This is a genomic window from Pseudomonas sp. NFX183 (assembly GCF_047943075.1).
Taxonomy (GTDB): Bacteria; Pseudomonadota; Gammaproteobacteria; order Pseudomonadales; family Pseudomonadaceae; genus Aquipseudomonas.
The window spans coordinates 2,141,148-2,161,324 of record NZ_CP181333.1; the positions used below are offsets into that span (position 1 = coordinate 2,141,148).

The 20,177-nt window shown below is 54.9% G+C and carries 18 protein-coding genes; 17 read left to right on the plus strand and 1 reads right to left on the minus strand.

Annotated features, from left to right (window positions below; translation table 11 throughout):
• The 17 genes from ACM530_RS09845 (at window position 1) to ACM530_RS09925 (ending at window position 18,714) form a co-directional block, all read left to right on the plus strand.
• Window positions 1-873, plus strand: a complete 873-nt coding sequence (locus tag ACM530_RS09845) for a ParB/RepB/Spo0J family partition protein (protein WP_094949087.1) — start codon at window positions 1-3, stop codon at window positions 871-873.
• A 148-nt stretch (window positions 874-1,021) separates the two neighbouring features.
• Window positions 1,022-1,429: a F0F1 ATP synthase subunit I gene (locus ACM530_RS09850; protein ID WP_010565865.1), complete on the plus strand. Its 408-nt coding sequence runs from the start codon at window positions 1,022-1,024 to the stop codon at window positions 1,427-1,429.
• A 16-nt stretch (window positions 1,430-1,445) separates the two neighbouring features.
• Window positions 1,446-2,315 carry a F0F1 ATP synthase subunit A gene (atpB, locus tag ACM530_RS09855; RefSeq protein WP_017848936.1) on the plus strand — a complete coding sequence of 290 codons (870 nt, stop codon included), beginning with the start codon at window positions 1,446-1,448 and terminating at the stop codon, window positions 2,313-2,315.
• Window positions 2,316-2,449: 134 nt separating this feature from the next.
• The gene (gene atpE / locus ACM530_RS09860; protein ID WP_002555987.1) at window positions 2,450-2,707 is read left to right on the plus strand and encodes a F0F1 ATP synthase subunit C; all 258 of its coding nucleotides are present in this window, start codon (window positions 2,450-2,452) and stop codon (window positions 2,705-2,707) included.
• Window positions 2,708-2,765: 58 nt separating this feature from the next.
• Window positions 2,766-3,236 carry a F0F1 ATP synthase subunit B gene (locus tag ACM530_RS09865; RefSeq protein ID WP_016970692.1) on the plus strand — a complete coding sequence of 157 codons (471 nt, stop codon included), beginning with the start codon at window positions 2,766-2,768 and terminating at the stop codon, window positions 3,234-3,236.
• Between the two features lie 12 nt (window positions 3,237-3,248).
• Window positions 3,249-3,785 carry a F0F1 ATP synthase subunit delta gene (locus tag ACM530_RS09870; protein ID WP_145158401.1) on the plus strand — a complete coding sequence of 179 codons (537 nt, stop codon included), beginning with the start codon at window positions 3,249-3,251 and terminating at the stop codon, window positions 3,783-3,785.
• 21 nt (window positions 3,786-3,806) lie between these two features.
• Window positions 3,807-5,351 (plus strand): F0F1 ATP synthase subunit alpha, encoded by a 1,545-nt coding sequence (gene atpA / locus ACM530_RS09875; protein ID WP_017135120.1) that lies wholly within the window; start codon window positions 3,807-3,809, stop codon window positions 5,349-5,351.
• A gap of 50 nt (window positions 5,352-5,401) precedes the next feature.
• Window positions 5,402-6,262, plus strand: coding sequence for a F0F1 ATP synthase subunit gamma (atpG, locus tag ACM530_RS09880; protein WP_003233565.1), 861 nt, complete (start codon window positions 5,402-5,404; stop codon window positions 6,260-6,262).
• A gap of 27 nt (window positions 6,263-6,289) precedes the next feature.
• A complete protein-coding gene (gene atpD / locus ACM530_RS09885; protein ID WP_017135118.1) occupies window positions 6,290-7,666 on the plus strand; it encodes a F0F1 ATP synthase subunit beta in 1,377 nt (458 codons plus the stop codon).
• A gap of 44 nt (window positions 7,667-7,710) precedes the next feature.
• On the plus strand, window positions 7,711-8,127 hold the full coding sequence (locus ACM530_RS09890; protein ID WP_003177061.1) for a F0F1 ATP synthase subunit epsilon: 417 nt from the start codon (window positions 7,711-7,713) through the stop codon (window positions 8,125-8,127).
• 123 nt (window positions 8,128-8,250) lie between these two features.
• Entirely contained in the window at window positions 8,251-9,618 is a 1,368-nt protein-coding gene (gene glmU / locus ACM530_RS09895; protein WP_416364680.1) for a bifunctional UDP-N-acetylglucosamine diphosphorylase/glucosamine-1-phosphate N-acetyltransferase GlmU, read from the plus strand.
• Between the two features lie 210 nt (window positions 9,619-9,828).
• Window positions 9,829-10,596, plus strand: a complete 768-nt coding sequence (locus ACM530_RS09900; RefSeq protein ID WP_106575964.1) for a DeoR/GlpR family DNA-binding transcription regulator — start codon at window positions 9,829-9,831, stop codon at window positions 10,594-10,596.
• A 9-nt stretch (window positions 10,597-10,605) separates the two neighbouring features.
• Window positions 10,606-12,438 carry a glutamine--fructose-6-phosphate transaminase (isomerizing) gene (glmS, locus tag ACM530_RS09905; protein ID WP_416364681.1) on the plus strand — a complete coding sequence of 611 codons (1,833 nt, stop codon included), beginning with the start codon at window positions 10,606-10,608 and terminating at the stop codon, window positions 12,436-12,438.
• 266 nt (window positions 12,439-12,704) lie between these two features.
• Window positions 12,705-13,604 carry a TnsA endonuclease N-terminal domain-containing protein gene (locus ACM530_RS09910; RefSeq protein WP_416364682.1) on the plus strand — a complete coding sequence of 300 codons (900 nt, stop codon included), beginning with the start codon at window positions 12,705-12,707 and terminating at the stop codon, window positions 13,602-13,604.
• Window positions 13,597-15,768 (plus strand): transposase, encoded by a 2,172-nt coding sequence (locus ACM530_RS09915; RefSeq protein WP_416364683.1) that lies wholly within the window; start codon window positions 13,597-13,599, stop codon window positions 15,766-15,768. Before ACM530_RS09910 ends, ACM530_RS09915 begins: the two co-directional genes overlap by 8 nt.
• Window positions 15,761-17,206 carry an ATP-binding protein gene (locus ACM530_RS09920; protein ID WP_416364684.1) on the plus strand — a complete coding sequence of 482 codons (1,446 nt, stop codon included), beginning with the start codon at window positions 15,761-15,763 and terminating at the stop codon, window positions 17,204-17,206. The genes ACM530_RS09915 and ACM530_RS09920 overlap by 8 nt, the downstream gene beginning before the upstream one ends.
• A gap of 23 nt (window positions 17,207-17,229) precedes the next feature.
• Window positions 17,230-18,714: a TnsD family Tn7-like transposition protein gene (locus tag ACM530_RS09925; protein WP_416364685.1), complete on the plus strand. Its 1,485-nt coding sequence runs from the start codon at window positions 17,230-17,232 to the stop codon at window positions 18,712-18,714.
• Window positions 18,715-18,757: 43 nt separating this feature from the next.
• Here the strand turns inward: ACM530_RS09925 and ACM530_RS09930 are convergent, their stop codons facing one another.
• Window positions 18,758-19,597, minus strand: coding sequence for a hypothetical protein (locus ACM530_RS09930; protein ID WP_416364686.1), 840 nt, complete (start codon window positions 19,595-19,597; stop codon window positions 18,758-18,760).
• Window positions 19,598-20,177: the final 580 nt, after the last annotated feature.

Consider the following 20,177-nt stretch of genomic DNA (forward strand, 5'->3'; position numbering starts at 1 on the left):
ATGGCCGTCAAGAAACGAGGTCTCGGACGTGGACTGGATGCACTGCTGAGTGGTCCGACTGTCACTTCGCTTGAAGAACAAGCCGTGCAGGCCGACGAGCGCGAGCTGCAGCACCTGCCGCTGGACCTGATCCAGCGCGGCAAATACCAGCCGCGCCGGGACATGGATCCACAGGCGCTGGAGGAACTGGCCAATTCGATCAAAGCCCAAGGCGTGATGCAGCCGATCGTGGTGCGCCCGATTGGCGGCGGCCGCTTTGAGATCATCGCTGGCGAACGCCGCTGGCGCGCCAGCCAGCAGGCCGGCAAGGACACTATCCCGGCGATGGTGCGCGATGTGCCGGACGAAACCGCGATCGCCATGGCATTGATCGAGAACATTCAGCGTGAAGACCTCAATCCCATCGAGGAAGCAATCGCGCTGCAGCGCTTGCAGCAGGAATTCAAACTGACGCAGCAGGAAGTCGCGGATGCGGTGGGCAAGTCCCGCGTCACCGTGTCCAACTTGTTGCGCCTGATCGCGCTGCCGGAAGTCATCAAGACCATGCTGTCCCACGGCGACCTGGAAATGGGTCATGCCCGTGCTTTGCTCGGTTTACCGGAAAATCAACAGGTTGAAGGGGCGCGACACGTTGTCGCACGCGGCCTCACCGTTCGTCAGACTGAGGCGTTGGTTCGCCAGTGGCTCAGCGGTAAACCTGCACCGGTCGAAACGGCCAAACCTGATCCGGATATTGCGCGCCTCGAGCAGCGCCTGGCCGAGCGGCTGGGCTCTGCGGTGCAAATCCGCCACGGCAAGAAAGGCAAAGGGCAATTGGTCATCGGGTATAACTCACTCGATGAGCTTCAGGGCGTCCTTGCCCACATCCGCTGAAACATTTGCTTATGTAGCGCGCGATCGGAAAACACTACCCGACAGTTGAATAGGGGCTGAACCGCCCCTATACTCTGCGCGCATTTTGTCGGCACAAATTATGCCAAGTTATTGATTCTCGGCAGCCGACCATTGAGGAGCAAGAGTGATGGAAACCCGCACGCCAAACACGTTGCCGTTCCATCGCTTGGCCGTTTTCCCGGTTTTATTGGCTCAATTTGTCATTTTGCTGATCGCCGCATTGGCGCTTTGGTATTGGCATGGAGTCGTAGCCGGATATTCAGGACTCTGCGGAGGACTGATAGCCTTGCTGCCCAATATGTATTTTGCTCACAGGGCCTTTCGGTTTTCCGGCGCCCGAGCAGCCCAGGCTATCGTCCGGTCTTTTTATGCCGGCGAAGCAGGGAAACTGATTTTGACGGCAGTGCTGTTTGCACTGACCTTTGCAGGTGTGAAGCCATTGGCGCCGCTGGCTGTATTCGGCGTCTTCGTGTTGACCCAACTGGTCAGCTGGTTCGCTCCCCTGCTAATGAAAACAAGACTTTCGAAACCTTAGGGCGTTTGAGGCAACCATGGCAGAAACAACCGCTTCGGGCTATATCCAGCACCACTTGCAGAACCTGACCTTCGGTCAGCTTCCCAACGGCGGCTGGGGCTTCGCCCACACCGCAGCAGAAGCCAAAGAAATGGGCTTCTGGGCATTCCACCTGGATACTCTGGGTTGGTCTGTCGCATTGGGTCTGATCTTCGTCCTGATTTTCCGCATGGCGGCAAAGAAGGCGACTTCCGGTCAGCCGGGTGCTTTGCAGAACTTCGTTGAAGTATTGGTCGAATTCGTCGATGGCAGCGTGAAAGACAGCTTCCATGGCCGTAGCCCGGTGATTGCACCGCTGGCACTGACCATCTTCGTCTGGGTGTTCCTGATGAACGCCGTCGACCTGATTCCGGTCGACTGGATTCCTCAGCTGGCCATCCTGATCACCGGCGATCACCACATTCCATTCCGTGCGGTTTCCACCACGGACCCTAACGCCACCCTGGGCATGGCCCTGTCGGTGTTTGCGTTGATCATTTTCTACAGCATCAAGGTCAAGGGCATCGGCGGCTTCATCGGCGAACTGACCCTGCACCCGTTCGGCAGCAAGAACATCTTTGTTCAAGCCCTGCTGATCCCGGTGAACTTCCTGCTGGAGTTCGTAACGCTGGTCGCCAAGCCGATTTCCCTGGCCCTGCGACTGTTCGGCAACATGTATGCCGGCGAGCTGGTGTTCATTCTGATCGCTGTGATGTTCGGCAGTGGTCTGCTCTGGCTTAGCGGCCTGGGCGTAGTTCTGCAGTGGGCGTGGGCTGTGTTCCACATCCTGATCATTACCCTGCAGGCCTTCATCTTCATGATGCTGACCATCGTCTACCTGTCGATGGCGCACGAAGAGAACCATTAAGACCAGTCTCGACTAGTCTGATGTCCTTCCCGGTAACACGGGAAGGTGGGCCCTACCGGGCTATGAAACGATTTGTTTTACCGCTTTAAAATCTAAAAAACCTAAACCATACGACGTAAAAGTCGGGAGGAAAGATGGAAACTGTAGTTGGTCTAACCGCTATCGCTGTTGCACTGTTGATCGGCCTGGGCGCCCTGGGTACTGCCATTGGTTTCGGCCTGCTGGGCGGCAAATTCCTGGAAGGCGCAGCGCGTCAGCCAGAAATGGTTCCAATGCTGCAAGTTAAAATGTTCATCGTCGCCGGCCTGCTCGACGCCGTGACCATGATCGGCGTTGGTATCGCTCTGTTCTTCACCTTCGCGAACCCTTTCGTTGGTCAACTCGCTGGCTAATCACTCGAATTTTTCGAGTTGATTGGGGTGATGGACAACGAATGAGCGAGGTGTTGGCGTGAACATTAATGCAACCCTGATTGGCCAATCCGTTGCGTTCTTCATTTTTGTAGTGTTTTGCATGAAGTTCGTGTGGCCTCCGGTCATCGCGGCTTTGCACGAACGTCAGAAGAAGATCGCAGACGGCTTGGACGCTGCCACCCGTGCAGCTCGCGACCTGGAGTTGGCCCAAGAGAAAGCGGGTCATCAACTGCGCGAAGCTAAAGCACAGGCAGCTGAAATCATTGAGCAAGCCAAGAAGCGCGGTAACCAGATCGTCGAAGAGGCTGTTGATAAAGCCCGCGTCGAAGCTGACCGTGTGAAGGCTTCGGCTCATGCCGAGATCGAACAGGAACTGAACGGCGTCAAAGACGCGCTGCGTGCCCAACTGGGTGCTCTGGCGGTCGGCGGTGCTGAGAAGATCCTCGGTGCCACAATCGATCAAAACGCGCACGCGGAGCTGGTTAACAAACTGGCTGCTGAAATTTAAGCGAGGGCGATCATGGCAGAACTGACCACGTTGGCCCGACCTTACGCTAAGGCAGCCTTCGAGCACGCCCAGGCCCACCAGCAGCTGGCCTCTTGGTCAGCCATGCTCGGCCTGGCTGCAGCAGTGTCGCAAGACGACACCATGCAGCGCGTGCTCAAGGCCCCGCGCCTGACGAGCGCAGACAAGGCCGCCACTTTTATTGAAGTGTGCGGCGACAAGTTTGATGTGAAAGTGCAGAACTTCATTCACGTCGTTGCCGAAAACGACCGTCTCTCGCTATTGCCGGAGATCGCCGCTCTGTTCGACCTGTACAAGGCCGAAGAAGAGAAGTCGGTAGACGTTGAAGTGACCAGTGCTTTTGCATTGAACCAAGAACAGCAAGACAAACTCGCCAAGGTTCTCAGTGCACGACTCAATCGGGAAGTGCGCCTGCAAGCTTCGGAGGACGCATCCCTGATTGGGGGTGTTGTTATCCGTGCCGGCGACCTGGTTATCGATGGCTCGATTCGCGGCAAAATCGCGAAACTTGCCGAAGCATTGAAATCTTGAGTTTGAAGGGGCAGCAGAGCAATGCAGCAACTCAATCCTTCCGAAATAAGTGAAATTATCAAGGGCCGCATCGACAAGCTCGATGTGACCTCCCAAGCCCGTAACGAAGGCACTGTCGTCAGCGTATCTGACGGCATCGTGCGGATTCACGGTCTGGCCGACGTAATGTACGGCGAGATGATCGAGTTTCCGGGCGGCGTCTACGGTATGGCCCTCAACCTGGAGCAAGACTCCGTAGGTGCCGTTGTATTGGGCGCGTACACCAGTCTGGCTGAAGGCATGAGCGCCAAGTGCACAGGCCGCATCCTGGAAGTTCCGGTTGGTAAGGAACTGCTGGGTCGCGTAGTCGACGCACTGGGTAACCCTGTTGACGGTAAAGGTCCACTGGGCAACACCGAGACCGACGCGGTCGAGAAAGTTGCTCCAGGCGTGATCTGGCGTAAGTCGGTAGACCAGCCTGTACAGACTGGCTACAAGGCTGTCGATGCCATGATTCCGGTCGGCCGTGGCCAGCGTGAGCTGATCATCGGTGACCGTCAGATCGGTAAAACCGCTCTGGCGATCGACGCGATCATCAACCAGAAAGACAGCGGCATTTTCTGCGTCTACGTAGCCATTGGTCAGAAGCAATCGACCATCGCCAACGTGGTTCGCAAGCTGGAAGAAAACGGCGCCCTGGCCAACACGATCATCGTGGCTGCCAGTGCTTCGGAATCTCCTGCGCTGCAATTCCTGGCACCGTACTCCGGTTGCACCATGGGTGAATTCTTCCGCGACCGCGGTGAAGACGCGCTGATCGTTTATGACGATCTGTCCAAGCAAGCAGTGGCTTACCGCCAGATTTCCCTGCTGCTGCGCCGTCCACCAGGCCGTGAAGCTTACCCAGGCGACGTGTTCTATCTCCACTCCCGTCTGCTGGAGCGCGCATCCCGCGTATCCGAAGAGTACGTAGAGAAGTTCACCAACGGCGCAGTGACCGGCAAAACCGGTTCCCTGACCGCACTGCCGATCATCGAAACCCAGGCTGGCGACGTTTCCGCGTTCGTTCCGACCAACGTGATTTCCATCACCGACGGTCAGATCTTCCTGGAATCGGCCATGTTCAACTCCGGGATCCGTCCTGCTGTGAACGCCGGTGTTTCGGTATCCCGTGTGGGTGGTGCCGCTCAGACCAAGATCATCAAGAAGCTCTCCGGTGGTATCCGTACCGCTCTGGCTCAGTACCGTGAACTGGCGGCATTCGCCCAGTTCGCTTCTGACCTGGACGAAGCCACCCGTAAGCAACTTGAGCATGGTCAGCGCGTTACCGAGCTGATGAAGCAGAAGCAATACGCCCCAATGTCGATCGCTGACATGGCGTTGTCGCTGTATGCCGCTGAGCGTGGGTTCCTGACTGACGTCGAAATCACCAAGGTCGGCAGCTTTGAACAAGCGCTGATTGCTTACTTCAACCGCGATCACGCCGACTTGTTGGCCAAGATCAACGTGAAGGGTGACTTCAATGACGAAATCGACGCTGGCATGAAAGCCGGTATCGAGAAGTTCAAGGCCACCCAAACCTGGTAAGCCGCAGCGGGAGCCGCAAGGCTCCCGCTTGCTAACCTGATAGGTGTTACATGGCAGGCGCAAAAGAGATTCGCAGTAAGATTGCGAGCATCAAAAGCACGCAAAAGATTACCAGCGCCATGGAAAAAGTGGCGGTCAGCAAAATGCGCAAGGCACAAATGCGCATGGCTGCTAGCCGTCCTTATGCGGAACGTATCCGCCAGGTAATTGGGCATTTGGCCAACGCCAACCCGGAATACCGCCACCCGTTCATGATCGACCGCGCCGTTAAGCGTGTGGGTTATGTGGTAGTGAGCAGTGACCGTGGTTTGTGCGGTGGTCTGAATACCAACCTGTTCAAGGCCCTGGTCAAGGACATGGCGGTAAACCGCGAAAACGGCGTCGAGATTGATCTGTGTGTTGTTGGTAGCAAGGGTGCGGCCTTTTTCCGTAACTTCGGCGGTAACGTCGTTGCAGCTATCAGCCACCTGGGTGAAGAGCCGTCGATCAATGATTTGATCGGCAGTGTGAAGGTGATGTTGGATGCGTACCTGGAAGGCCGGATTGACCGCCTGTCCGTGGTATCCAACAAGTTCATCAACACCATGACCCAGCAGCCAACCGTGGAGCAATTGATTCCACTGGTGGCGACTCCGGATCAGGAACTCAAGCACCACTGGGACTACCTCTACGAACCAGACGCCAAAGAGCTGCTTGACGGCTTGATGGTGCGCTACGTGGAGTCGCAGGTGTACCAGGCGGTGGTCGAGAACAACGCAGCTGAACAAGCGGCGCGGATGATCGCGATGAAAAACGCTACCGATAACGCCGGTGATCTGATCAGCGATTTGCAGCTGATCTACAACAAGGCGCGTCAGGCTGCGATCACCCAAGAGATCTCGGAAATCGTCGGCGGCGCTGCCGCGGTTTAACGGTTCAAATATTCAGAGGATCCAGCTATGAGTAGCGGACGTATCGTTCAAATCATCGGCGCCGTTATCGACGTGGAATTTCCACGCGACAGCGTACCGAGCATCTACAACGCGCTGAAAGTACAAGGCGCGGAAACTACTCTGGAAGTTCAGCAGCAGCTGGGCGACGGCGTAGTTCGTACCATTGCGATGGGTTCCACCGAAGGCTTGAAGCGCGGTCTGGACGTTGTCGACACTGGCGCAGCCATCTCCGTACCGGTCGGTAAAGCGACCCTGGGCCGGATCATGGACGTACTGGGCAACCCGATTGACGAAGCTGGCCCGATCGACACCGAAGAGCGCTGGGGCATTCACCGTCCAGCACCTTCGTTCGCCGAACAAGCTGGCGGCAACGATCTGCTGGAAACCGGCATCAAGGTTATCGACCTGGTTTGCCCGTTCGCCAAAGGCGGTAAAGTCGGTCTGTTCGGTGGTGCCGGTGTAGGCAAAACCGTAAACATGATGGAACTGATCCGTAACATCGCCATCGAGCACAGCGGTTATTCCGTGTTCGCCGGTGTGGGTGAGCGTACTCGTGAGGGTAACGACTTCTACCACGAGATGAAGGACTCCAACGTTCTGGACAAAGTGGCACTGGTTTACGGTCAGATGAACGAGCCGCCGGGAAACCGTCTGCGCGTAGCACTGACTGGCCTGACCATGGCCGAGAAGTTCCGTGACGAAGGTAACGACGTTCTGCTGTTCGTCGACAACATCTACCGTTACACCTTGGCCGGTACTGAAGTATCCGCGCTGCTGGGCCGTATGCCTTCGGCAGTAGGCTACCAGCCGACCCTGGCTGAAGAGATGGGCGTTCTGCAAGAACGTATCACTTCGACCAAAGAAGGTTCGATCACCTCGATCCAAGCGGTATACGTACCTGCGGATGACTTGACTGACCCGTCGCCTGCGACCACCTTCGCCCACTTGGACGCCACCGTCGTTCTGTCCCGTGACATCGCTTCCCTGGGTATCTACCCAGCGGTCGATCCACTCGACTCGACTTCGCGCCAGCTGGACCCGAACGTGATCGGCCAGGAGCACTACGACACCGCTCGCGGCGTTCAGTACGTGCTGCAGCGTTACAAAGAACTGAAGGACATCATTGCGATCCTGGGTATGGACGAGCTGTCGGAAGCCGACAAGCAGTTGGTAAACCGTGCTCGTAAGATCCAGCGCTTCTTGTCGCAGCCGTTCTTCGTGGCTGAAGTCTTCACCGGTGCTTCGGGTAAATACGTTTCCCTGAAAGACACCATTGCTGGCTTCAAAGGCATCCTCAACGGTGACTACGACCACCTGCCAGAACAAGCGTTCTACATGGTCGGCGGCATCGAAGAAGCGATCGAGAAAGCCAAGAAACTGTAATCCCGGCGCCCGGCAACGGGCGCTCATCAGGTTGAGGCAATCAGATGGCTATGACAGTCCATTGCGATATCGTCAGCGCGGAAGGGGAAATCTTCTCCGGTCTGGTAGAAATGGTGATTGCACACGGCGAACTCGGTGACCTGGGTATTGCCATGGGCCACGCGCCGTTGATCACCAGCTTGAAGCCAGGTCCGATCACACTGACCAAGCAAGGCGGGGAAAAGGAGGTGTTTTACATCTCTGGTGGTTTCCTCGAGGTTCAGCCGAACATGGTCAAGGTACTTGCCGACACCGTGCAACGTGCTGGCGACCTGGATGAAGCCTCCGCTCAGGAAGCCGTCAAGGCTGCCGAGAAGGCCCTGAACGAAAAGGGCGCGGACTTCGACTACAGCGCTGCTGCTGTACGTCTGGCCGAGGCTGCAGCCCAGCTGCGCACGCTCCAGCAGATCCGCAAGAAGTAAGCGGCCCAGCCGTCATGCTTCATGTGCGATTGATTAAAAAGGGTAGCCTCGGCTACCCTTTTTCTTTTTTAGCAAAACACTTCTCTGGTCTGAAGCCGGACCGCCCAGGATTGGTAGCCATTCATGTCTCTTGAAATCGTCATCCTCGCCGCAGGCCAGGGCACCCGCATGCGTTCGGCCCTGCCCAAGGTGCTGCACCCGGTCGCGGGTAATTCCATGCTCGGCCATGTTATCCACAGCGCCCGGCAACTGGACCCCCAGCGGATTCACGTAGTGATCGGCCACGGCGCCGATGTGGTGCGTGAACGCCTGGCGGCGGATGACCTGAATTTTGTGTTGCAGGACAAACAACTGGGCACCGGCCACGCCACCGCGCAGGCCGTGCCGTTCATCAGCGCCGACACAGTGCTGATCCTCTACGGCGACGTGCCGTTGATCGAAGTGGAAACCCTGCAACGCCTGCTCAAGCACGTCGTGCCCGGCCAAATGGGTCTGCTCACCGTTGAATTGGATGACCCCACCGGTTACGGCCGCATCGTGCGCGATGCGGGCGGCAAGGTGGCCGCTATCGTCGAGCACAAAGACGCCAGCGAAGCCCAGCGCGCCATCACTGAAGGCAACACTGGGATTCTCGCGGTGCCGGCCAATAAGCTTGCTGACTGGATGAGCCGCCTGTCCAACAACAACGCCCAGGGCGAGTACTACCTCACTGACGTGATCGAAATGGCCGTGAGTGATGGCCTGCTGGTCGCCACCGAGCAGCCCCACGACCCCATGGAAGTGCAGGGCGCCAACGACCGCAAGCAGCTTGCTGAGCTGGAGCGTCATTACCAGCTGCGCGAAGCTCGCCGTTTGATGGCCCAAGGCGTGACCCTGCGCGATCCGGCGCGCTTCGACGTACGCGGTGAAGTCAGCGTCGGCCGCGATGTGCTGATCGACATCAACGTGATCCTCGAAGGTCGCGTGATCATCGAAGACGACGTAGTGATCGGCCCGAACTGCGTGATCAAGGACAGCACCTTGCGCAAAGGCGTGGTGATCAAAGCCAACAGCCATATCGACGGTGCGGTGATGGGCGAGGGCAGCGATGCTGGCCCGTTCGCGCGTTTGCGTCCGGGCAGCGTATTGGGTGTCAGGGCGCATGTGGGTAACTTTGTCGAACTGAAGAACGCGCGCATGGGCGACGACGCGAAGGCCGGCCACCTGGCTTATTTGGGCGATGCGGTGATTGGTGCTCGCAGCAACATCGGTGCGGGTGCGATTACGTGCAACTACGACGGTGCGAACAAGTATCAGACGACGATTGGCGAGGACGTATTTATCGGCTCGAATAACTCGCTGATTGCTCCCGTCACTATCGGCGACGGATCCAACACTGCTGCGGGCTCAACCATCAACCTGGATGTGGATAAGTCGCAACTGGCCGTAGCCCGCGCCCGCCAGCGCAACATCGACGGCTGGAAACGCCCGGTCAAAATCAAAAAGACCTGAGTTATCCACAATCAATGTGGGAGGGGCTTGCCCCCGATGGCGGTAGATCAGTCAGCTTACGAATCGACTGACACTCTGCTATCGGGGGCAAGCCCCCTCCCACATTTGCGGTGTGGTGGGCTTAAAAATTTTGTTCGCGCTGCTTGACGATCTTTCGCCAATAGGTTTTGATTGCCTTCGTTATCTTTCGAAACGAAACTTATCATCACCATGTCGAAACGAAATACTCCCCAACGACGCCACAACATCCTGACCTTGCTCAATGAACAGGGCGAAGTCAGCGTGGACGAATTGGCCAAGCGTTTCGAAACGTCGGAAGTCACCATCCGCAAGGACTTGGCCGCGCTGGAAAGCAATGGCCTGTTGCTGCGCCGCTACGGGGGCGCCATCACCATGCCTCAGGAGCTGGTGGGCGACGCCGCCCAGCCCATCTCGGCTTACAAGCGCGCCATCGCACGTGCGGCCGTGATGCGCTTGCGTGAACACGCGCGCATCATCATCGACAGCGGCAGCACCACCGCCGCCATGATCCCCGAGCTGGGCCATCAGCCCGGCCTGGTGGTGATGACCAATTCCCTGCACGTTGCCAGCGCCTTGAGCGAGCTTGAACACGAACCGGTGCTGCTCATGACCGGCGGCACCTGGGACCCGCATTCGGACTCGTTCCAGGGCCAGGTGGCCGAGCAAGTACTGCGCTCCTACGACTTTGATCAACTGTTCATCGGCGCCGACGGCATCGATCTGCAGCGCGGTACCACCACCTTCAACGAACTGCTGGGCCTGAGCCGCGTGATGGCCGAGGTCGCCCGTGAAGTGGTGGTGATGGTCGAGTCTGACAAGATCGGCCGCAAGATTCCCAACCTGGAACTGCCCTGGAGCAGCGTCCATACCCTTATTACCGATGATCGCCTGCCGCTTGAGGCCCGCGACCAGATCCAAGCCCGCGGCATTACGCTGATATGCGCGGCAATCATCTAGGAGAAAACCATGTGTGGAATTGTAGGCGCAGTCGCTGAACGCAACGTCACCGCCATCCTGCTTGAAGGCCTCAAGCGTCTGGAATACCGCGGCTACGACAGCGCCGGTGTGGCGGTCTTTACCAACGCCGGCAAGCTTGAGCGTATGCGTCGCCCGGGCAAGGTCAGTGAACTGGAGCAAGCCCTGCTCGGCGAGCCGCTGGTTGGCCGCCTCGGCATCGCCCACACCCGTTGGGCCACCCACGGTGCGCCGTGCGAACGCAATGCCCACCCGCACTTCTCCGGTGACCTGGCGGTGGTGCACAACGGCATCATCGAGAACCACGAAGTGCTGCGCGAGCAGCTCAAAGGCCTGGGCTACGTGTTCACCTCGGACACCGACACCGAAGTCATCGCCCACCTGCTGAACCACAAGCTCAAGGACCTCGGCGACCTGACCGTCGCCCTCAAGGCCACCGTTAAAGAGCTGCACGGCGCCTACGGCCTGGCCGTGGTCAGCGCCAGCCAGCCAGACCGCGTGGTTGCCGCGCGCAGTGGCAGCCCATTGGTGATCGGCCTGGGCCTGGGCGAAAACTTCCTCGCCTCCGACCAGCTGGCGCTGCGCCAGGTGACTGACCGTTTCATGTACCTGGAAGAAGGCGATATCGCCGACATCCGCCGCGAAAGCGTGGCGATCTGGGACATCAACGGCAACTCCGTCGAACGCGAAGCCGTGCAATACCGCGACGGCGCCGAAGCCGCTGACAAAGGCGAATTCCGCCATTTCATGCTCAAGGAAATCCACGAGCAACCGTCTGTGGTGCAACGCACCCTGGAAGGCCGCCTGAGCCAGAGCCAAGTGCTGGTCAACGCCTTCGGCCCACAAGCCGCCGAGCTGTTCGCCAAAGTGCGCAATGTGCAGATCGTCGCCTGCGGCACCAGCTACCACGCCGGCATGGTTGCGCGTTACTGGCTCGAAGAACTGGCCGGCATCCCGTGCCAGGTCGAAGTCGCCAGCGAGTTCCGCTACCGCAAGGTGGTGGTGCAACCCGACACCCTGTTCGTGACCATCTCCCAGTCCGGCGAAACCGCTGACACCCTGGCGGCCCTGCGCAACGCCAAAGAGCTGGGCTTCCTCGCCAGCCTGGCGATCTGCAACGTCAGCATCAGCTCGCTGGTGCGCGAATCCGACCTGACCCTGCTGACCCAGGCCGGTCGCGAAATCGGCGTGGCTTCCACCAAAGCCTTCACCACCCAGCTGGTTGGCTTGTTGCTGCTCACCCTGTCCCTGGGCCAGGTCCGCGGCACCCTCGCCGAAGGCGTCGAAGCCACGCTGGTCGAAGAACTGCGCCGCCTGCCAACCCGCCTCGGCGAAGCCCTGGCCATGGACAGCACCGTGGAAAAAGTCGCTGAACTGTTCGCCGACAAAAACCACACCCTGTTCCTCGGCCGTGGCGCGCAATACCCGGTGGCGATGGAAGGCTCGCTGAAACTCAAGGAAATCTCCTACATCCACGCCGAAGCTTACCCAGCCGGTGAGCTGAAACACGGCCCACTGGCCCTGGTGGATGACGACATGCCAGTGGTCACCGTCGCGCCGAACAACGAACTGCTGGAGAAGCTCAAATCCAACCTGCAGGAAGTGCGTGCCCGCGGCGGCCAACTGATCGTGTTCGCCGACGAAAAAGCCGGCATGACCAACGCCGAAGGCACCCACGTCATCAACATGCCGCACATCCACGACACCCTGTCACCGATCCTCTACACCATCCCGCTGCAGTTGCTGTCCTACTACGTTGCCGTGCTCAAGGGCACCGACGTGGACCAGCCGCGTAACCTGGCGAAGTCGGTGACGGTGGAGTAATACGTTGGACTCGTAAGGCATCACTGTTTTTCAAGAATAAAGATTGTCACAAAAGAATAAAGGTTGTCACAAGTTAGGAAAGGTTGTCACAGGGCTCTGCCCCGGCCGTTAGTCGGGGCAGAGCCTAGTCTTTGAATATAGGTTCACAATCCCTTCTGCACCCCAGTTACTGCTGCCCTGGCTGAGCCCGCTCCTGATTTCGCCACAACTACCTGTGCCGTTCCGATCCGATCGAGTGGGTCACTCAACGATGAGCGACTCTTGAAATGAAATCTGTACCTGCTGCAGCGACTAAACCAGCCACTTCGAAGCTGATGACCCAGAAGAAAATTGATAGAAAAATCAAATCGGGTCGTGGATCTGGCGTCAGAGAGTCCTATGAGCCTTGGATCAAGATATGGGATATCAAGTCGAGTGGAGTGTCCCATCTTGTACCAGGAGTGAAATTTCATCGCAGTCATCATTTGCTATCCAACGCTGAGCGCGATTATCTCCTGATCCTCGAGCATGACCCTTCCATCATCGACATCCGCGAGCAGTTTCCGCTCCTAACACAAGCTGAAACTCAGGCGATAGCTTCGAGCTTGAATTACCTTCACCCTGTGTATCCTGGTACTCAGGTCCCAGTGGTTATGACCACCGACTTCCTCATAACGTTTATAGATTCGGCGGGCGAAGCGAGGCTAGCTGCACGCTCGGTGAAATACCGCAAGGAATTTGAGGAGGCCGACCGAAGGGAACAGAATCGCATGGCGGAAAAGCTCGAGATCGAAGCTAAGTACTGGGCCGTGAGGAACGTAGAGTGGAAACTGGTTCTCCATGAAAATCTCTCTCGAATCAAAATATCAAATCTCGTCGTTCTTAGAACTTATGCGAACATTCATCCTTCGTTACCTACTGATAAAAACATAAATAGCCTCCTCGAGTTTATAGCGGGATGTGATACTGAACAATTACCACTTAAGGTACTACTTCAAAAAGCCTCACGAATAATTTTTATCGAGTATATGGGTGTTAAACGCCTCTTTTATCATCTTCTCTGGACAGGCAAGCTGGAGACGGATCTCACCGATAGGTTGATAAGCTTATCTGAACCTTTGCGAGTTTGGGTTAGTGAGTCATTCGATTCCAGTACACCAAAAATAGAGGTGCTTCGTCATGCTTAGTCTTGGGGTTAACTGTATCGTTTCTCCAGGTGAAGGCTCTGGGCTTCTGAATAAGCCGGTCAGGGTTTTAGGCATAAAGGATGAATTTGTCTTAGTCATCGAACTTGGCTTAAAGCCGAGGAAACCATGGCGGGTTGTAAGCTCTTTGCTGATCGAAGAGATCAATAGCGGAGCGGCAGTTATTAATCCAGAACTGGTACCTCTGCACTTGCTTCGAAGTGATGACGAGATCGGTGAGAATGAAAAGGCCAGCAGAGATAGGAACTGGGAGCGGGTGCGTTGTTTGGTGGAAGACCATGCCCCCCTCGATATCTTGACGTCGAACTTCGGTGCTCTTGTTGCCGATCATGCAATGATGGAGGGGGTTGACCGGAAGCAAATTTATAGGCTGCTCTATCGGTATTGGAGCATGGGGCAGACACGTAACGCCTTTTTGTGGAATACCAGCGCGTGCGGAGGACCAGGGAAGAAAAAAAGTCGTGCTTCAGGTATCGTTCCTGGTCGACCGCTTAAATATCGTGGTGTAGTTGTGGATGACGGTGGTGCAATTCTGCTCGAGTCGCGGCACATCGCGCACATTCGCTTGGCCTATGGGCGCTTTGCCAGTGGCAAGTGCGGTAAGTTAAAGAAAGCTTATGATTGGATGCTCAATAAGTTTTACAGGTCGGTTAAGCCCGATGGTTCGAAAGGGAATCTGGTTCGCGGCAGCTACCCGTCTATAAACCAGCTTGAACATAATGGGAAAAAATTCTTTGATGAGCTCTATAAGCTGAAGAAAAGTGGTGGTGCAATCCGCTATAATAAAGACCACCGCGCGTTAGTTGGATCTGCCTCTCAAGGGTTGATCGGTGCAGGCCATCGTTACGAGATCGACTCGACGATTGCTGATGTTTATCTAGTGCATCGTGTAAATCGATTGTGGCTGATCGGCAGGCCAGTATTGTATGTAGTGGTTGATACTTTTACCAGAATGATTGTAGGTATTCATGTCGGTCTTGAAGGGCCTAGTTGGAATGGCGCTCGACATGCCATTTATAATGCTTGTACGCCGAAGAAAGAGTATTGCAAGCGCTACAACATTGAAATCGACGAAGCTGACTGGCCTTGCTCTCATCTTCCTGTAGAGCTTGTCGCAGATCGCGCCGAACTACTCAGTGAAGCTGGGGAGACGATGACGAAAACACTTGGCACCGCATTGAAGATTTTGCCACCGTTCCGGCCTGACTGGAAAAGCATCATTGAAAGCCGATTCCGGCTGATAAACGGACAACTGGATTTGAAGTTCGTCCCAGGTGGCGTAGACGCTCGGAAGATGGAGCGAGGTGACCGCGACTATCAGCTCGACGCAATCTTCGACATCGATGAGTTCACTGAGATGGTCATCGCCGGTGTTTTGGCTCACAACAAAAGCCTCCGCGTCCCTCATCTCCTGACCCGGGAGATGATCACGGCAGAAGTGGAGCCTACGCCGATAGCCATGTGGAACTGGTCAATGGCAAATAATCTTCTGAATTCGAAAATCGTGTCACCGGCAGAGCTAAAGATCGCATTACTGCCATCGCAGGAGTGTCGAATTAGCCGCGGAGGCATCAATTTCCAAGGTATGCAGTACACGTGTGAAACCGCCATACGCTCAGAGTGGTTGGAGCGATCTCACAACTTTAAAACGAGGTACGTAAGGGTTTTCTACGACCCAAACTCTATCGAGAACTGTTGGATGAAATCTGAGGTGGGTTTCGAGCCTTTAACCATCTTACCGCAGCAGCGAGCTAAGTATGGCGGGCTTCGTATGGAGGAGGTTCTCGATATGATCAAGGTTTTGAGTCAGGTCGCTCCTGATGGTAGGTACGAGGATGCTAACACTGCAGCACTCCTTCAAGGCCACCAGGAGGAGATCCATCAGCGGGCGCAGGCCAAACGCAAAGGCCAAGGGGATCCGACATCGCACGCGGAATTCAAGCGTGACAAGCGCTCGAAACGTGCCACAGAAGCCCAAAATGAGCGCGACCTGCATACAGCTGATCTAAATCAGCTTCGCCTTGTGGATAAGTCCCCTGCCGCGATGGAAACTCCTAAACCAGACTACGTAAAGCCTGTCTCGGGCAGGAGCGCGGCCTTCTTGAAATTGGTAATCAGCGCGGACAACGAGGCTAACCATGAGTAAGGTCAGATTTGCGCCGGCAGATTACAACCTGACTGGCATGCCTCAATACGACGGTAACCCACTGATTGAGTGCCTTCCGAAGATTCTGTCGGACGTTGATGTGGTCCGGCGCATCGGACACTTGCCTCCTCGGCCTGATGAGGCAGAGCGAGCCTTGGACCCGAAGCTACGTGGCCATGGCATCAACAGAATGAAGGATGTCGTCGTACCTTTTCATATCCATCTCAGACTTGAAGATTTGTTCAGTCAGTTGATTCGATATGGGTATACCGGGCGCAACCCATTGCATGCGTCAACCGTTAGGCATCGCTTGCCTTCTTCTGCGGAGATCAAGGGGCATGGGTTCATGTCCACCGCTGAAACTTTGACTCTGATAGGGTTGAGTGGCATGGGTAAAACGACTGCGCTGAACTCCATCGCCAGGCTTTATCCACAAGTAATCAGCCACAGTAAGTATAAGCGGCAGATCTTCATCGAGACGCAGGTAGTCTGGCTCAAGATCGACTGTCCGCACGATGGCTCATTGGGCGGTTTTTGCGCCGCATTCTTCTCGTCGTTGGATGACGCATTGGGCATTGAGAAGTACTCAGGCAGATCCGCTACTGGCCGCAGCATCAGCGTCATGCTTCAAAAAATTAGTCAGCTATGCAAGGCCTACTTCATCGGGGTTCTCATCATTGATGAGATGCAGCATCTTTGCTCATCCCGAGGCGGGAAAGACCGCGAAAAGCTGCTCAATTTTTTCGTGCAGCTATCGAATGACGCCGGTATCCCGCTGGTCTACGTCGGCACGAATGCCATGCTTCCACTGTTTTCTGGTGTTGTGCGAAATGCCCGGCGTGCGGCGGGAATGGGTCCTATCGCCTTTGATAGGTTTCCCGAAGGTGACCCGTATTGGGCGCATTTGGTGTCGCAGCTTTGGGCATACGACTGGACCAAAACTCCCGTTCCGTTAACGGGTGAGCTCCTTTCCAAAATCTATGATCTCACTCAAGGAGACACGGATTTCCTGGTCAAGCTTCTTCAGCTAGCTCAACGGCACGCGATCTGGGAGAACACTGACTCGATCACACCGGCGCTCCTACAGGAGGTGTATGACGATCAGATGGCCATCCTTCACAAGCCCATAGAGGCTTTGCGAAGCGGGGATCCATTGCAGATTGCTGACTTCGAGGACTTGATGCCCACGAAGGACCAGATTGCTCAGATGATGAATTACGATTTGGCGCGTCGCGCAGACAGATCGTATCTCTCTTTGATCACCCAGGCCGCGATCACACCTGTTGCACACAGCCAAAAAGCAGCAGAAACTCCTGTTAGTAAACCGGTAGTTCCGGTTTCCAACGAGCCAGCACCAACTGCCCATTTCGCTGAAGGCGTTGATATGCAGACTCAGCTCGAACAGAGAGGCTGGGTGGATAAGGAGTCGGCCTGGTGACATGAACCCGGAAGATCAGGTCTATGGATCGCTTGCATGGATTTCCTCAACCTTTCCCTGACGAGTCTCTCTACAGCCTGGCGGTCCGTTATCACAGGCTGTTGTCGAACGACAGCTATCGCCGGACAAGCCAGGAGCTGTTTGGTGTGTATTCCAGAACCTGTGGCTCTATCTTGCCATGCTGCTTGGGTGCTCTGTCGCAACGGTTGGCATCAGCATATTCGGTAGAGCAGTTGATTGAGCGTTTTACCCTTTTGCCTCTGTACGAACCTTTCTTGAGTGACTCGAAGAGCCGTGCTGCGCGTGTCGCCATGACTAGTAACGACGGCACAGGCCTCAAGATGAGCCTAGGCATCACAGCCTCAGGATTCCTCAAGCACGCATCTTTCAGATACTGCGAGAGATGTGTTGAAGAAGACATTCAACATTGCGGCTCAGCCTACTGGCATCGTATTCACCAAGCGACGGGCACTTGCATCTGCCCCCTCCATGGAGAGGTACTCCGCGGTATTAAGTTTCCGGATGGAGCAGACTGGCGTTGCATGCTGTTTCCGGCAGAAGTGGCAGGGTTGCCAGTGATGCAGTCTCTTGGCGGGCCTGCAGCTGATGAAGTAAGTGAAATGCAACTTTGGGGACTCGAACACCCTGCGGATGTACATAATCTACTGGCCAGGAACTTCCTTGGACATCGTCTGGATGAGATGGGGTTTCTCAAGGCTGGCCGGGTGAGGCTACAGGCATTAAAGAGTTTCTTGACCCCTCGTCTGCTCTTTAGCCCTCGCGGTAACGAGTTTGAGGAGCTCAGTTGCTCCTGGGAATGGGTGTTGGGTGTCGTGCGCCCACGCAGGACGGTCGTACAGCCCTTGAAATTCTACTTTCTCTGCTGGCTTCTCGAGGTAGGCCTTGAGCATCTCAAATCCTTCCATCCCCAAGCTGATATTTGCATTGGGGAAGCGACTGGGGGCAGCGATACTGGTGCGCCCGTAGAGGTGAGCGAAATTGAGGCGCGTCGGCAGGCGTTCTCCAGCAGCAAGAACGTGAAGTGCCATGAAAAGCCTGGCTACCATTGGTTATACCGCCATGATAGGAATTGGTTAGCCCAGTATGTATCTGGCCATCCGTTCATTAAGCGAATAACGGGTTTGGTCGATTGGGCGGGAAGGGACGAGGCCCTTTCTCGAGATTTGCTGATCGCCAGGGACCAGATCCTGTTTTCGCAGGGCAAACCGCAAAAGGTTACCCGCGCCGCGCTAAGCAGAAGAGTCGCCCATTCCCAAGACTTTTTGAGGATGCCTGATAAATTCCCAATCAGCACTCTTTTGATGAGCGATATGCTCGAATCTGATCATGACCATCAAGTTCGTAAAATAAGGTGGGCGGCGAGGAAGTATCTTCTATCTAAACGAAGCGCTTTGAGCGTCGTATACCGATTTGCTGGGATTAGGCTGTCTAATGTAACTGAAGAGGAGGTGTTAGAAATCCTCTCTGTTGCAGGGGAGCTACGTTGACCTCAGGAAGCCCTGAGGTCGGCTCAAATACTTTAGCTACTGATCAGCACTGAGGCGCTGAACTGATGACCGTTTCGCGTGGATTTGGTTTGTTAATGGGTCGTTGAATAAATGAGATGAATGAATCTGCGTTTTTGAATACAAGAAAAGCCAGCGCTAAGGACATATCAAAAGAGTGATATTCACTGTTTGTGTCTTTGAATGCCATTCCTAAAAATTGACTGATATCGCTGCGGTATGAAGAGTAACCAAGGGCATAATTTTCGCCATACATCAATCTTACATATTTTTCAGAAAGATGACGGCTTACGCTTAAATTATTATAAGTCGAACCCCGAAAATTTAACAGATCTTTAACGAAAATCGCGTAGTCGTGATGAGGTGTTCCTATAGCGGTAGCAAGCTCAGGAAATGAAGCGCTACAGTCGGTAAGGGACGCCATTTGATGCGCGTAGATCGAAATTCCACAAGATAAGCATTTATCATGTAGTTGTACAGCATGTTTATAACACAGCGTTACAGAACGAGGCAGGTGCGCTACGTGTATGTACGGAGAGCCATAACTCTGTATATCCTCGGTCACGCACGTTCTGCAGATTTTCCATCCCTGTGTAGGGGTGTATTTACTATCGTGTACGCCACGGCCTAAAACTGTAAAAAGGGGATAAAGCGTATTTTCATTTACGACTTGTTTCGCAATATTGTCATCCACGAAGAATGATGGCAATACAAGTCTCCAACTACCCTTGCCTCTAGTTAGTCTGATTTTCTGGATGTGAAAATCATTTTTTCGGAAGTTTTTTATCCCCTGGACCTCCTTCCCTCTACGTAACGCTGATTCCATAAATTCGCCAGGGAACGGAGCATAGATCACTTTCTTCACCAGTGGAAATTTGTTGGTAACACTCGCGTAATAGGGCATCACTTGACGAGTTTGCTCAGTTCAAGTGCTTATCTTAAGCGAATTTTTGCTGTTTACTTATCCGATATATATGTCGGGAAGTGTTGAAGGTAGTAAATGCAATCTTTGCCTTTAACTACGCAATAGAAAGAAGCAAATAAGATTGTTTGTGTTTGCAGTTATGTTTATTTGAAGCAGTCTCTACTATGCATTTTAGGGGGCATAACTAAAGTAGTGGCGATTCTGTAGTTGATTGTTGGTTAGTCTGTGATTTTGAAGATTTTTTCATAAAAAAATGTCCTATATTGTAGGGGGGTGAGTCAACTCGGGCGTGTCGGTTGACTACCCGCGCGTACTATTTATTTATAGAAATTGCGGCACGTTGGAGTTCCTCAGGAGAATCCGCGCCTATAATGGTAATTAACTTGTAGTGATTAAATCTTTTACCCGCAAGTAACAGATTTTTTGTTTTTCTTACGCTAGCTTAAGCTTTTTTATCTCTGCTCGCCCTAGCCACTTCACATACTTCCAGGCTACCATGATTTCAATGCTGTGCTCAGTA